12 protein-coding genes and 1 pseudogene are annotated in these 13,668 nt (G+C 63.4%); 8 read left to right on the forward strand and 5 right to left on the reverse strand.

Annotated elements, in window-relative coordinates:
- Positions 1–5 precede the first annotated feature (5 nt).
- From O3669_RS05125 to O3669_RS05135, 3 genes are all read left to right on the forward strand, one after another.
- Positions 6–2,366 (forward strand): protein kinase, encoded by a 2,361-nt coding sequence (locus O3669_RS05125; RefSeq protein WP_371523904.1) that lies wholly within the window; start codon positions 6–8, stop codon positions 2,364–2,366.
- Positions 2,339–4,351 (forward strand): Stk1 family PASTA domain-containing Ser/Thr kinase, encoded by a 2,013-nt coding sequence (pknB, locus tag O3669_RS05130; RefSeq protein ID WP_371523905.1) that lies wholly within the window; start codon positions 2,339–2,341, stop codon positions 4,349–4,351. Before O3669_RS05125 ends, pknB begins: the two co-directional genes overlap by 28 nt.
- A 1,000-nt stretch (positions 4,352–5,351) precedes the next feature.
- Entirely contained in the window at positions 5,352–7,124 is a 1,773-nt protein-coding gene (locus O3669_RS05135; RefSeq protein ID WP_371523906.1) for a hypothetical protein, read from the forward strand.
- On the opposite strand, the gene O3669_RS05140 is transcribed toward O3669_RS05135, so the two are convergent.
- The 4 genes from O3669_RS05140 to O3669_RS05155 all read right to left on the reverse strand — a co-directional run bounded on the left by O3669_RS05140 (position 7,114) and on the right by O3669_RS05155 (position 9,668).
- Positions 7,114–7,752, reverse strand: coding sequence for an aminodeoxychorismate/anthranilate synthase component II (locus O3669_RS05140; RefSeq protein WP_371523907.1), 639 nt, complete (start codon positions 7,750–7,752; stop codon positions 7,114–7,116). The two genes, O3669_RS05135 and O3669_RS05140, sit on opposite strands and share 11 nt — an antisense overlap.
- 288 nt (positions 7,753–8,040) lie before the next feature.
- Positions 8,041–8,202, reverse strand: a complete 162-nt coding sequence (locus O3669_RS05145) for a hypothetical protein (RefSeq protein WP_314770194.1) — start codon at positions 8,200–8,202, stop codon at positions 8,041–8,043.
- Positions 8,203–8,212: 10 nt separating this feature from the next.
- Complete coding sequence (locus tag O3669_RS05150) at positions 8,213–8,974, reverse strand: class E sortase (protein ID WP_315284310.1); 762 nt, start codon at positions 8,972–8,974, stop codon at positions 8,213–8,215.
- Positions 8,967–9,668 (reverse strand): DUF881 domain-containing protein, encoded by a 702-nt coding sequence (locus tag O3669_RS05155; protein ID WP_371523908.1) that lies wholly within the window; start codon positions 9,666–9,668, stop codon positions 8,967–8,969. The genes O3669_RS05150 and O3669_RS05155 overlap by 8 nt, the downstream gene beginning before the upstream one ends.
- Before the next feature lie 122 nt (positions 9,669–9,790).
- Here O3669_RS05155 and O3669_RS05160 point away from each other — a divergent pair, with 122 nt between their 5' ends.
- Positions 9,791–10,054, forward strand: a complete 264-nt coding sequence (locus O3669_RS05160; RefSeq protein WP_295969263.1) for a cell division protein CrgA — start codon at positions 9,791–9,793, stop codon at positions 10,052–10,054.
- Positions 10,055–10,577: 523 nt separating this feature from the next.
- Positions 10,578–11,156: a hypothetical protein gene (locus O3669_RS05165; RefSeq protein WP_371523909.1), complete on the forward strand. Its 579-nt coding sequence runs from the start codon at positions 10,578–10,580 to the stop codon at positions 11,154–11,156.
- A 117-nt stretch (positions 11,157–11,273) separates the two neighbouring features.
- Here the strand turns inward: O3669_RS05165 and O3669_RS05170 are convergent.
- Positions 11,274–11,570, reverse strand: a pseudogene (locus O3669_RS05170) (Rossmann-like domain-containing protein); the annotation flags it as partial.
- Between the two features lie 58 nt (positions 11,571–11,628).
- Between O3669_RS05170 and O3669_RS05175 the strand changes: the two are divergent.
- Genes O3669_RS05175 through O3669_RS05185 form a run of 3 tightly spaced genes read left to right on the forward strand, consistent with a single transcriptional unit; the run spans position 11,629 to position 13,414 of the window.
- On the forward strand, positions 11,629–11,925 hold the full coding sequence (locus O3669_RS05175) for an SAV_915 family protein (protein ID WP_314770197.1): 297 nt from the start codon (positions 11,629–11,631) through the stop codon (positions 11,923–11,925).
- Positions 11,922–12,230, forward strand: coding sequence for a hypothetical protein (locus O3669_RS05180; protein ID WP_315284319.1), 309 nt, complete (start codon positions 11,922–11,924; stop codon positions 12,228–12,230). The genes O3669_RS05175 and O3669_RS05180 overlap by 4 nt, the downstream gene beginning before the upstream one ends.
- A complete protein-coding gene (locus O3669_RS05185; RefSeq protein WP_371523910.1) occupies positions 12,227–13,414 on the forward strand; it encodes a hypothetical protein in 1,188 nt (395 codons plus the stop codon). Before O3669_RS05180 ends, O3669_RS05185 begins: the two co-directional genes overlap by 4 nt.
- Positions 13,415–13,668: the final 254 nt, after the last annotated feature.

A 13,668-nucleotide genomic window follows, 5' to 3' on the forward strand; every position in this document is an offset into this window, starting at 1 on the left:
CACGGATGACATCAGGCGCCGGGCGCGTGCTCGGCGGACGCTACACCCTGCTCACCCCGATCGCTCAGGGCGGCATGGGTGAGGTCTGGAAGGCCCGTGACCGCGTCAGCGGCCACATCGTGGCCGCCAAGGTCCTGCGTCCCGAGCTGGCGGGCGAGGAGCTGTCCCTGTCGCGCCTGCGCCTCGAAGCGCGCAACTCGATGTCGATTTCCCACCCGAATATCGCGAACACGCAGGACTCGGGCGAGGAAGACGGCATCGGCTGGATCATCATGGAGCTCGTCGACGGCTACCCGCTGACGGACTACCTGCGCGGCGGTTCCCGCATCGAGCCCGAGTACCTCATGCCGATCCTCGTGCAGGTCGCGATGGCACTGGGTGCCGCCGCGCGCGCGGGCGTCGTGCACCGCGACATCAAGCCCGCGAACATTATTGTTCGCCCTGACGGCATGGTGAAGCTGACGGACTTCGGCATCTCACGCGCCAGGGACCAGGTGAACCTAACCGCCGCGGGCATGGTCATGGGTACCGCCCAGTACCTGCCTCCCGAGCAGGCCATGGGCGAGCTGGCCACGCCGATCGGCGACCTGTACGCGCTGGGTGTCATCGCCTACGAGGCCGCCGCCGGTCGGCGCCCCTTCACGGGCGAAACTCAGGTCGACATCGCGTTCGCGCACGTCAACGACCCCGTGCCGCCCCTCCCCGACTTCGTCCCGGAACCGCTGGCCGACGTCATCTTGCACCTGCTGGAGAAAGATCCGGCCAAGCGCCCCGAATCCGGCTCCGCCGCCGTGCGCGAAATCGCCGGCGCCGCCAAGGCCATGGGTATCTCCGTGACGCCTCGCCCACTGCCGCTGCCCAAGGCCGCGCAGCAAGCCACCGAGACACGCACCCCCGTCCAGCCCTCCGTGCCGATCCTCGCCCCCGTGCGTCACCTGACCCGCCGCACGCTGCCCGACGAGATGCTCCAACCCCCGTCAGGCCTCGTTCCCCGCGTCCGCTCCGTCACGGGCCGCCACGCGGTCGTCCCGCGCATCATTGACGAGGCGACCACGATCGCCCCGTCCTCCACGATGATTCCGATCACCGGGCGCCACCCTGTGCTCCCGCGCATCATCGACGAGCCCGCGCCGCCGCCGTCGCCCAACCCGCTCTCCCCGCCCACGCGGGTGCGCCGCATCATCCCCGATACCACCGGCGAGCAGCCCCAGGTCTCAGGTTCGAAGCCCTCCCTGACGTCGACGGGCCGCCACGCGGCCGTTCCCTCGGCTCCCCAGGGTCCAATCTCGGCGTCCATCCCCACGCGCGTGGTCTCCAAGCCCCCCGCGGCTGCCCCAAGCCCCGCCATGCCCGAGCCGCCCGTGCCCCGGCCCATCAAGTCCTCCCCCCCGAAGGCCAAGGAACCCTCAACGGTCACCCCCATCGACCCGCGGCAAGAAGCAGCGCCCACCAAGCCTGTGAAGCGCGGCAGGAACGGCAAGCCCGTATCGGCGCCGGACCAGGCGAGCCCTGCGTCCTCCGATAGGGCGCGCACCGGCTCGGCGCCCACGGCCACCAAGCCCGCCACGGCCAAGTCGGCGCCCACAAAGCCGGCCGCACCCAAACCCGCTCCCGCTCAGCCTGCGGCTGCCAAGCCCGCCACGGCCTCGTCGGCACCGGTCGACCAGACCGCCGAACGCCGCGCGGCCCTCAACGAGCGCCTGCGTCAGCGCGCACAGCACCGCCAGGCCGAGGACGCCGCCGAAGAGCAGCGCCGCGCCCAGATCGCGCGCGAGGAGGAAGACCGCCAACGAGAACTGCGCGAGGCACGCGAAGCACGCCAGCGCCGTGAGGCCCGCCAGCGACGCGAGGCCGAACAAGCCCAGCGCAAGTCGGCCCGCGCCGGCGCAACGAGCGTGCCCCAGCCCACCAGCGACGCAGGCTCGGATCGGCCCAAGGCCACCAAGGCCTCGTCGAAGAAAACGACGAACACCGGCTCCACGCCACGCGTGTACGGGACCGTCCCGCAACCCGGCAAGAGCAAGAAAAACAATAAGAAGGCGTCCACACGACCGCGCCGCTCGGTCTACGAGCCGAGGCCCGAGAAGACCTCGCGCGGCCCGCAGTGGCACGAGCTCGACGCCCGCTCAGCCGAGCGCAAGCGACCCGCGGCAAAGACCGCGTACTCGCGCAGCGTCGTCGCCCCGCCAGTGCCTGCGTCTAAGAAAATTATTCGCCTAGTGGTCATCGCACTCATCGTGGGTGCGCTGATCCTACTCGCAGCCTTTACGATCAAGTCCATGCTGAGCTCCCTCATCCAACCTAACGCGGGGGCAACCATTACCGAGGAGGTTAGGACATGGCACAGCCCATGGCCCACCGTCTAGCCGGCCGATACGAGGTCCGCTCGCTCATTGGGCGCGGCGGAATGGCCGAAGTCCACCTGGGCTTCGACACTCGCCTGTCGCGCGTCGTCGCCATCAAGATGCTGCGACGCGACCTGGCGCTGGACTCGATCTTCCAGGCACGGTTCCGCCGCGAGGCTCAGTCCGCTGCGTCGCTGAATCACCCAAACATCGTCGCCGTGTACGACACCGGCGAGGAGATCGTGTCGGACGCGACCAACAGGTCCCTTGCCATCCCGTACATCGTCATGGAGTACGTCGAGGGGCACACGGTCAAGGAGCTCATCTCCGACGGCACGGCCGTGCCGATCAACGAGGCCATCGAGATCGTCTCCGGCGTCCTGTCCGCCCTGCAGTACTCGCACGCCAACCACCTGGTGCACCGCGATATCAAGCCGGGCAACATCATGCTGACCCCCGAGGGCAAGGTCAAGGTCATGGACTTCGGTATCGCGAGGGCCCTGACCGACTCGCAGGCCACCATGACGCAGACGAACGCCGTCGTCGGCACCGCCCAGTACCTCTCCCCCGAGCAGGCCCGCGGTGAGACCGTCGACGAGCGCTCCGACCTGTACTCGACCGGCGTCGTCCTCTTCGAGCTGCTCACGGGCCGCCCGCCCTTCAAGGGCGACTCGGCGGTGGCCGTCGCCTACCAGCACGTCGAGCAGATCCCGCCCACGCCCTCGTCGATCCTCTCCGACATCCCGGATTCTCTGGACCGCGTGGTGCTCAAGGCCCTGGCGAAGAACCGCGACGACCGCTACCGCAGCGCCGCCGAGATGCTCTCCGACCTCCAGCGCGTCGCACGCGGCATGGACGTGGGCGCCCCGCCCGCCGACTCGTGGGCGACCGAAGTCCTGCCCTCCGCCGGCCTCGTCGGTGCGCGCGCTGCGGTGCCCGCGGCCACCTCCACGGTGAGCGCGCCCGCAGCCGGGGTCTCCTCGACCTCGACGTCGCTGCCCGCGGTCAGCTCCGACGGGGACGCCGCCAGCAAGGCAGCGGCGGCCCGCAAGCGCCGCACCGCGATCATCATGACGCTCGTCGTCATCGCACTTCTCCTCATCGGCGGCAGCGTGTGGGCTCTGAGCCGCAGCGCCGCGACGCCGGAGGCCGTCTCCGTACCCAACGTCGTCGGCCTGTCCCAGGCGGATGCGAAGTCCCAGATCGAGGCCGCCGGCCTCGAGTGGGAACTCAACCCCGAGAAGGTCGCCTCCGACACCGTCGAGAAGGACTCGGTCGCCTCGACCGACCCCGCTGGCGGCGCCCAGGCTGAGAAGGGCTCGACCGTGCGCGTCACGATTTCCTCGGGCCCCGACTCGGTCACCCTGCCCGACAACCTGGTCGGCATGAGTCCCGACGATGCCCGTCAGGCTGTCGAGGCCTTGGGCCTGAAGTGGGAGGTTAACTCCAGCAAGGTCGCCTCCGACACCGTCGCCGAGGGTAAGGTCGCCCAGACCAACCCCTCGCCCGGCTCCAAGGTCAAGGCCGGCCAGACGATCACCGCGTACCTGTCCTCCGGCTCCGACCAGGTCGAGGTCCCCGACCTGGTGGGCATGAGCCAGGACCAGGCGCGCAGCGCCCTGAAGGCCGTCGGCCTGGAACTGGGTAACGTCACGACCGTCGACTCCGACAAGGATAAGGACCGCATCGTCTCCCAGGATCCCGAGACCGGCTCCAAGGTCAAGAAGGGCACCACGATCGCCGTGTCCATCTCGACCGGCAAGGCCGCCCAGGTTGAGATCCCCACCGTCGTCGGCATCAGCCGCGAGGACGCCGAGGCTCAGCTCAAGGCCCTGGGCCTGACCGTGACCGTCGAGGAAGTCAGCGGCAGCCAGCCCAGCGGCCAGGTCACCGCCGTCGAACCGGGCGAAGGCTCCAAGGTGGACAAGAACTCGACCGTGAAGCTCAAGGTTTCCAAGGGTTCCGCATCTCCGACGCCCAGCCCGTCGCCCTCCACCAAGAAGTGAGCCCCCGGCCACCCAACGATCAGGGCCCGCACCGACAGGATTCTTCCTGGGGTGCGGGCCCCGTCGTATGCGCACGCCGAATGGCGGGCGTGGAGCGAGTGCTGCGGGGCGGGGTGTTGTGTGCAGGGTGGCGCGGGGGCATGTGTGAGCGCGCAGTTTCAGGCACGAGGCCTGGGTTGCGTTCCGGCTTCGTGGCGGCGCCCTCGGTCGTCTCCTCAGCTGACTCAGCACGAGGCCTGGGTTGCGTTCCGGCTTCGTGGCGGCGCCCTCGGTCGTCTCCTCAGCTGACTCAGCACGAGGCCTGGGTTGCGTTCCGGCTTCGTGGCAGCGCCCTCGGTCGTCTCCTCAGCTGACTCAGCACGAGGCCTGGGTTGCGTTTCGGCTTCGTGGCGAACGTGCTCAGCTGCTGTGGCGTGCGGGACGTATGACCGGAGCGTTAGCCCGATAGGTGGCACCATGGGCCCCTTGATGCGCACGTTAACCCGTTTGGTGGAGCGTGGGCGGGGCTGCCCACGCTCCACTCATGGGGCCCACGCTCCACTCACGAGGCCTACGCTCCACTCATGGGACCTACGCTCCACTCACGAGGCCCACGCTCCACTCATGGGGTCCACGTACCACGATCCCAGCACAAGCTCGCCGACGGGCACAAAGCCAACTCCGATTCCGCGCCAGGCGCGACCCACGCGGATAGGTTGCGCGCACGCGGATAGGTTATGCGTTCGCGGATAGGTTATTAACCTATCCACATGCTTCAAACCTATCCGTGAGCTGATTACCTATCCGCATGTGACCGCCCGCAGGCAAGCACATCTGCGTCCCCGTAGATGACCACCAGTCCTAGCCGGGCATCGAGACAACGCGACGAACCGAAGCCCTGCAGCATAGGCAGCAAACGGACTAACAGGGCCAGCCGACCCGCGTGCTAGCATATGGTTACTTCATCACCATATGACTGCGACCCATATGCTGGGCTCCCAGTCAGACCTGGAGCGCAGATATGAGTGACACGACGCAGGACGTTGAGCATTGGGACCCCGATGAGGATGCCACCATCATCGTGCCCATCGAAGACGATTACGCCCTCGTGATTGGACCCAACACCAAGGGACTCGAAAAGATCAATAGCTTGTTGGTGGCTGATCGTGCGCTTAACGATCTCATCGCATCAATTGGCGAGGGAGCGTCACTGACTGGAGGAGCAGCCTCAGCGACCAACGCAATCCAGCACATGTCCGGCCTCTACAAACTGGATGCCGTCACCAAGGCACACCTAGCCGCGGGCAACGCACTCACAAAAACCGCAGATGGCAGATTAATCGGAGTCGTCAGAAACACGGGTGGACAAATCAGCCGCCAAGCACGCCTCATTCCCGTGTCGGCTCCCCAGATCGCGGGAGCGATCGCAGCCATCGGACCTGCGGTTGCAATGGCTGCTGTGCAGATGCAGCTCAACAACATTTCCAAGCAGATATCAGCAGTTCAGCAAACTGCCACACAAACGCTGCAGGTACTCACTGACTCAAGGAACGCCGATTACCTAGGTGATTGTCAGACCATCAATGAGGTCTATCAAGCTAGCTCCAACCATGGCTACGTGTCCGAAACAGACTGGTCGATAGTCTCACCCCTCGTTCCCCGCATCAACTCCCATAGGCGCTACTACAAGAAGCAGGTTGCAAACCACCAGCGGGTACTCAACGACACTCAGCGAGATCTGTCGAGAACAAGAAAGTACCTACAGGACAACGTCAGCAATATCCTCGCGGACTCATCTGCAGCGTTCGAGACGCTCCGGGCATGGGCAAGCCTATCTGTGCTGCGCCGTGCACGGGCCCAAGCTCACGGCGAACACCCCCACGCCGAACTACCTCAGATTCTCCAGGAAGTTGAAGCTGACCGGGAGATCCAGCGCATGCTCCTCATGGGCCTCATGCGCGAACTCCGCATTATCTCTGAACTTCCCGGTGCATCATCGTTCTTTTTCTCGCAGAAACGGCAAGATAAGACAGCTTCTCGCGACACGGCGACGAAACTCCTCGAGCAGCTCAACGAGCTTGAGCAGCAACTGGGCATCAAAGAAAACCCTGTGCCCAACCCTGATGTCACGTGCGCGCCCGCCAACTACGATGTGTCTCCCTACACCAAGATCCTGCGCTGGTATCTGGACGAGGGCGAAGAGCTCAAGGCACTCACTTTCCCCATTGACAGACTCTCACACAGTCTTCTGGCCAAGGCGCCCAGTCAGTTTGCTAGCGGGGTTAACAACCGGGCCTGGTTGGTGCTCCCACATGCCCAGGACTCAACGGAATGGAGCCTGGGCTGGGTGAAACGCGCTACCGAAAGAGCAGTAACGGTCTCACCTGAGATGGTTGCCGTTACCGGCCGCCGCATCATCACCGCTGACCCACAGGAGTTCATTCAAAAGGGCATTGTCAAAGAAGAGTTCCCCATCAACGACGTGACTCCAACGTTCACGGACACAGATGACGCGCTCCCGGAGCTGCACCTCACGCAAGGGGAGAAAAAATCTCGCGAGTGGTGTTTCCCGAGCGCCGCACGCGTCGAAGCGCGCAGCATCGCTGAGATGCTCGTCGACGATCCCGCGCAGCTCCTACCGCCCGCGAATCCTGAGCTTGCCAACACGCAGAGAGACGAATTAGAGGCCGCAGACCGGGGCGACCCGGAACTCGCAGAGAACCCGGAGTCCGTAAAGAACGACGAATCGCCAGATCCAGGACCGGAAGAAGCCCCCACGCAACCTACAGCGTGAACCGATCCGCGACGACGGGCTTGAGGGACACGGCCCGCTCGCGCGCGGACACGTCGCCGCAGGCGGCCAGCCAGTTGGCGAACATGAGGTGCCCGGACTGGGTCATGACGGACTCGGGGTGGAACTGGACGCCCTCGAGGGGAAGGGTGCGGTGGCGCACGCCCATGATGATGCCGGACTCGGTGGTCGCGGAGACCTCGAGCTCGTCGGGCATAGTCGCGGGGTCGATCGTGAGGGAATGGTAGCGGGTGACGGTCAGCGGCGAGGGCACGCCCTCGAACACGCCGCGCCCGTCGTGCGTGATGACGGAGGTCTTGCCGTGCATGAGCTCGGGCGCGTGCCCGACGGTCGCGCCGAACAGCTCGCCCAGGGCCTGATGCCCCAGGCACACGCCCAGCATCGGGATCTCACGCTCAGCGCAGTCGGCGATGGTCTGCAGGGAGGCGCCGGCGCTCTTGGGGTCGCCGGGTCCGGGGGAGATGAGGACGCCGTCGTAGCCGGCCTCGAACCATGCGGGATCCACGACGTCGTTGCGCACGACGTCGACGGTGGCGCCCAGGTGGCGCAGGTAGCCCACGATCGTGAAGACGAACGAGTCGTAGTTGTCGACGCAGAGGATTCGTGCCATCGTCGGTCCTTTCATGTACGAGGCCGTGGCCCCTTCTCCGGCCTCCATCGTAGGGTGCTCCCTCGGTGGGCGCGCGACCGCTGTCCGACAAACGGGCGGTGCGGCGCGGAAAGCGGCGGCATAGAAAGCGGCGACGCATTCACGAATGAGAGACGGGAGACCGACCCGCGCCCGTGGGACAGCCGAGCAGAAATTCCCACATCCACGGTTCGCAACCCCGCCCAACGCCCGAGGATACGGCACGAGGCCGGGGTGGCCCCGGCCTCGTCCCTTCCCAGAGTGAGCGGCTCAGGCGCCGCCGACGGAGGACTGCCCCAGCTCCAGGTAGGACTGGACCCAGGGGTAAACCCAGGTGAACAGGGCGGCGACCGCAGCGCCAATCAGGATGAGGGATTCAATGACCTTGAACCAGGTGGGGCCGGGCAGGTGGCGGAAGATCCATGCGTACATGTGGGGTCCTTCAGTTCGTGGGTTCGTCGACGAGTTCGGCGGGGACGCCCGTGTCCTTGGGGGTCCAGGATTCGAACTTGAGGTGGACGATGTAGCGTTGCCAGTTGCCGTATTCGGGGTGGCAGGTGGTCATGGTCATCCAGCGCTCGGTGGGGGTTTCGGACCAGGAGACGTCGTCGATGACGGGGGCGACGACGCGCATCTGGGTGGGGTCGGTGGCGTCGATGATCTCGGAGGAGACCATGGAGTAGACGAGGTAGCGGTCGTCGACTTCCACGACGACCTTATCGCCCTGGGTGAGGCGGTCGATCCAGCGGAAGTTGTTGCCGTAGGTGCGGCGGTGGCCGGCGACGGAGAAGTTGCCGACGCCGCCGGGCTGGGTGGTCATGTCGTAGTGGCCGGCCCATCCCTGGTCGAGGACGTAGGAGGTGGTGCCTTCGGCCAGCGGGATCTTCATCCAGTCCCAGGTGGGGACGTGGATGAGGCCGTAGACTTCGCCGTCGCCAACCTCGCGGTCGAAGGCGGGCGGGTCGTCGGTGCGGACTTCACCGAGGGTGCGCTTGGCGGGCTGGTGTTCTTCTTCGTACGAGGCAATGGTTTGTTCGACCTGTCCGGCGACCTGGTAGGTCGTCCAGTAGAGCTGCCAGACGGAGAAGAGCCCGATGACGACGGCGAAGGTGATGAGCAGTTCGCCGATGACGCCGACGATGTTCCAGAAGATGCTGGAGCCTTTTTTCTTCGCGGGCGCGTTTCGTGCGACGTGTTCACCCATGCGTTTCCTCCACGGTTGCGTAGTTGACAGTAAGCGAGGTTGCGGCAGGCGCGAAGCTCAGAGAGTCCTTTGTCTGCATGTCCCACCCGAGTCCATATTTTGTCACGTAGGCCTGGTAATTCACCATACGTGGATTTGCGGTAACCGTCGCGCGCAGGGTGTCAGGGTCGCCGATTGCTTGGATCACATAGGGTGGGGAGTAGCTGGTTCCATCGACCAGGATGACGTTGCCGATGCAGCGGATGACGGTCCGGTTGGTGATGCGCACGCCTTGGACGGTCATGGCTTCGGCGCCGCCGGCCCACAGGGCGTTCATGGTGTCCTCGATGTCCTGTTGGTGGATGACGAGGTCGTTGGGTGTTGCGCCGGCGGGGATGCGTCCGGGGGGCGCGTCGGAGAGGGTGATTTGGACGCCCGGGCCGCTCACGGGCCTCGTGGATAGGGCGGTGAAGGCGTCCTCGTGGGGTGCTGCGGAGGCGGAGGTGGAGGAAAAGCCTTGGACTTGGGCGTCGAGGGCGGCGACCTCGCTGTCGAGGACTGCGACCTGGGCCTGTCGCGTGCGCACGAGGGTTGCGAGGTCCGAGGTCCCGGCTGGGTTTTTGCGTTCGTTGAGGGAGGAGACGGAGAAGAGCAGGCCGGACGCGATGGTGACGGCGAGGACTCCGGCCACGTGGCGGGCTTTGCGTGAGGGCATTGTTCCCCTTCCATGGCGCTGCGTTTTGGCACTTCCTAGGTCCGAGACTACGCTAGAGTATCGACTAATTCATCACCGCCGGGCGGTTTTCTTCCCGCGCGGGCCAGTAGAGAGGACCCGACGTGGCCGAATCGAAGAAGCGTAAGAAGAATGGGCACGAGGTCGAGGACGATACCGAGATCAAGAGCTGGACGGATGGCATTCCGCTCAGCCCGGCCTGGTGGGCGCCCACGTTTGTGACCCTCATGATTGTGGGTCTGCTGTGGGTTGTCGTGTTCTACATTTCCCAGGGCATTTACCCGATTCCGAAGATTGGCCAGTGGAATATCGCGGTGGGTCTGGGCACGATGATGGTGGGCTTCTTGATGACGTTGCGCTGGCGCTGAGCGCGCGTCGTCGTTCGATACGTGAGTGGGGCGTTCCGGCTGCGGCCGGGGCGCCCCACTTCTTGTCATGGACGAGGCCAGGGCGGGCTATGCGGACATACGCGCCGCCATGACAACAAGTCTGGTAGCGTCGTCACATGGATACTATGTCACGCAACACATATGGATGTTGCGCTGCCGATCCTCTACACCCACGCCACTCGTCAAGAGGATGGCATGTGCCGTACTACATCGGGTTTGACTGGTGATACCGCTCACCGCTCCCAGGTTTCGTCTTCCTGATGACAAGACCCCTCCCACGCCGCGCGCGCAGGATCGGCGGAAGTGGCGCATGGTGCCCGTGGGTGTCGCAATCGTTGCGATCGGGATTGGCGCCGCGCTCGTTGCGCAGTGGGCCGTGCAGAACCATCGTCTTCAAGGCTCACAGTTCTCACTCACATGTCTGTCACTCTATGCCGCCGCTACTCTGCCGAATATAGCCGAGCGAAGTCTTCATCCGATGTCCAGACCGCGCCCACGATTCATGAATTCATCAATTGTGATTCCCGGGAGCTACGAGCAAATAGGGCTTGTTCTGACGGGCTGCTTGCTGTGGTTGTCGACCGTCGTCACGCTCGTGCTGGGTTTGATGATGCGCCAACCATTGAGCGCCATCGCCGTGGCGTGCGCGACCGCGTGTTTTGCATATATGTTCGGTACGAGCTCGCCGCTCGCGGATCTGCGGATAGCCTTCGGTGACCGGCAGACGACGACTCTGACTGAAGAGGGGATTCACTTTCACTTTCCGCCTCTTCTGTCGATTGAGGAACACAAGCGGAACACGGAGGTGTGGGTCCGCTGGAAGGACCATCTCGCCATCGGCTCGGTAGACGACGTGAACATTTTGTTTTCCGGTGATCTCACCCATCAGGGACGTTGGACGATCTCCTCTCACCATCTCGGGCTGCCCTACACGGGCCTCGATGCCCTCATGCGTCACTTCGGCGCACACCCCGAGGACCGTCCCCTCCTGTCCTCGCCCGAAGGAGTCACCCTGGTAGCGCGCATCCTCAAGGATGCCCGCGCACGCCTGGCAGGAGGCGCAGAGGAAGGGGCCGACTAGCCACGCATGGCCCGCGGCCCGTCACAGCGCGGGGCTCGAGGGCCACGGACCACGGTGTGAGCGCCGGAGACGCACGCGAAGACACGAGGCCATGGTTGCCTCATGCGCGCCTGAGGGTCACGCTCGGCTGAGCTGGACTCGCATCCCAGCGTCGTACATGCCGTGGAGGGTGAGCCCGGCGAGGCCGTCTTCAAGGCGGTCGGGATGCGCGCTCGCGAAGGACATGACGGTCGTGGCGCCGGCCTGCAGGATCGCGGGGGACGCGGGTGCCGAGGGCCCGAGGACGACGGTGTGGGCCTCGGAGGCAAGCGCAAGGAGGCGCGGCATGGTCTTGTTGACGAACGCGGAGCCGGAGATGAAGACGTAGTCCATCTCGGGGAGCAGGTATTCGCACGCGGAGTTCAGGAAGAGGCCGGGGCGGGCTATGCGGACATACGCGCCATCGTGACAACAAGTCTGGTAGCGTCGTCACATGGATACTATGTCACGCAACACACATCCGGACATTGCGCCACCCGTCCTCTACGCCCCGATCGCTCAGCGGGAGGACGGCGAGATCAGGTTTGCACTGGCGCACATGTTTGACACGACCCGTGTACTGCTCGTCTACACGTCGCTTGATCGGCTGCTAGATGGAATGGGCAAGACACAAGGCTGGGCACTCATCGAGACGAATCGGCTCCCAGAACTCAAAGAGGAGATTGGCTTCGACAAGCTTGAAGTCGATCGCTACATAGATCCTGAAGCACGCATAGCGAGGGCACAATGAGCGCAGATCTACGCATTATGGAAGGAGTAATACAGTCAGAAGTGGATTCCCATAATGGCCGGAGTGAGAGAGCGACACAAAAGGCGCAGGATCTCCCCATTAAGGTCGACGCCGGAGTCGCAACTGATATCATCACCGACATCATGGGCACGCTCGACTGTTCTGGATCAGGATTTGCTGACAAATCCAAAGAATTTGCAGAAAACCTAGAAATTCTACTGAAAAAACACCAGGAAAGCGAAGACACTGCCACCCAGTACTTCATTAAAGCAAAGGATCAACTCAAGGAAGAATCGTCGTCATGAGTTTAATTTCAGGTAACGGAAGCAGTCCAGAGTTTTCAACCAGTTCCATTGATACGAGAATCTATGGAGATCCCGAAATAATCCGCGATGCTGCAGCAAAAGTCTACGAGCTATACGACGTTCTACACGACGCGTCCTACGACATGGCACTGCCTCATGCTCGTTATACCGAGTATTACTGGTCAGGCATGACAGCACGCGCATACTGGGATGCGATCAGCACTTTCGAAAAGCGCACAAGAGATAATGCTAACTACATCTATGAGGTGTGGAATGCCCTACGAGCATATGCGCAACAGCTCGACTATCACTACCGCGACATGGAGACAATCCGCACCAATGCCCTACGTTGCGGCCTCACTATCGCCAATGATTACGACATTTTGGCTCCCGAACCGGCCGGAACGCCGCCGACAGCTCCCCCAGTGACCGCCCCAATGCGCGACCAGGACCTCTATCGCGTTGAGCTTGCAGAGCACCAATTCCAGATCCAAAAGGCTATTGATTACGACGGCCTGTCGCGCGAAACGCAGCTAGTCCGCGACGACCTAGACGATTGGGTTCGCAAACATTTACTCAATCTGCAAGCAAATCCTCCAAAAGGCTTTCTTAGTTACTTAGACGAGAGCACGCACACCTACGTCGAGCGCCCGTGGCAGACACTAGTAATCGCAGGCGATGGAGGCTTTGCCCTTCGTGCAGCTTCTCGACAGAATGCACTTGAGAAGAGCGCATCTGATTTAGCGCAACTGACGAAGCTACCCGGCATCCACCAAGTGCGTCCATACATGGACGCTAAACTTAGTCAGTACCTTGAGAGTAGTGCCGCTGCGCGTTCAGCAGCTTCACACTCGTCAATAGCAACGAAGGTTACCACGGGATTTTCTACTGCAGTTCTCGCCTACGATGTCGTTAGCTCTGACGAACCGACGAAAGAGGCCGTATCTGGCGGCGTCGCAATGTATCTAGGAGCAGCAGCCGGAACAGTTGTTGGCGGATTAGTCACGGCCGCTTCTGAGCGTCCTCAAGCTGGTGTTGTTGCTGGAACTGCTGCCAGCGTTGTAACTGAAAATATTGCGAAATCAGTCATTAAAGTTACCTATGACCAGATTCCATTAGAGTATCGCGAACGCATAGATAATACCTTGTGGCATTTGCCGTACTACATCGGGTTTGACTGGTGATACCGCTCACCGTTCCCAGGTTTCGTCTTCCTGATGACAAGACCCCTCCCACGCCGCGCGCGCAGGACGCGAGGGCGCGGCGAATACTGCCCTCCTGTGCGATACTCGTCGCGTGTGTGATTGGCACCGCACTCGGCGCACGGTGGGCCGCTCAGATTCCTAGTTATTCGATCTGGCAGTTCGAACTAGCGTGGGTGTCACTCAACCTTGGAGCGACACTGCCGCACATTGTCGAGCGAAGCCTTCACGCGCTC

Origin of the sequence: Pauljensenia sp. 20925_1_34, assembly GCF_041432775.1 — a bacterium.
In the GTDB taxonomy this organism is placed as follows: Bacteria; Actinomycetota; Actinomycetes; order Actinomycetales; family Actinomycetaceae; genus Pauljensenia.

Coding starts and splice junctions, on each gene's coding strand:
- O3669_RS05125 (WP_371523904.1), top strand. CDS start 6: ATGACATCAGGCGCCGGGCGCGTGCTCGGCGGACGCTACACCCTGCTC.
- pknB (WP_371523905.1), top strand. CDS start 2,339: ATGGCACAGCCCATGGCCCACCGTCTAGCCGGCCGATACGAGGTCCGC.
- O3669_RS05135 (WP_371523906.1), top strand. CDS start 5,352: ATGAGTGACACGACGCAGGACGTTGAGCATTGGGACCCCGATGAGGAT.
- O3669_RS05140 (WP_371523907.1), bottom strand. CDS start 7,752: ATGGCACGAATCCTCTGCGTCGACAACTACGACTCGTTCGTCTTCACG.
- O3669_RS05145 (WP_314770194.1), bottom strand. CDS start 8,202: ATGTACGCATGGATCTTCCGCCACCTGCCCGGCCCCACCTGGTTCAAG.
- O3669_RS05150 (WP_315284310.1), bottom strand. CDS start 8,974: ATGGGTGAACACGTCGCACGAAACGCGCCCGCGAAGAAAAAAGGCTCC.
- O3669_RS05155 (WP_371523908.1), bottom strand. CDS start 9,668: ATGCCCTCACGCAAAGCCCGCCACGTGGCCGGAGTCCTCGCCGTCACC.
- O3669_RS05165 (WP_371523909.1), top strand. CDS start 10,578: ATGAATTCATCAATTGTGATTCCCGGGAGCTACGAGCAAATAGGGCTT.
- O3669_RS05175 (WP_314770197.1), top strand. CDS start 11,629: ATGGATACTATGTCACGCAACACACATCCGGACATTGCGCCACCCGTC.
- O3669_RS05180 (WP_315284319.1), top strand. CDS start 11,922: ATGAGCGCAGATCTACGCATTATGGAAGGAGTAATACAGTCAGAAGTG.
- O3669_RS05185 (WP_371523910.1), top strand. CDS start 12,227: ATGAGTTTAATTTCAGGTAACGGAAGCAGTCCAGAGTTTTCAACCAGT.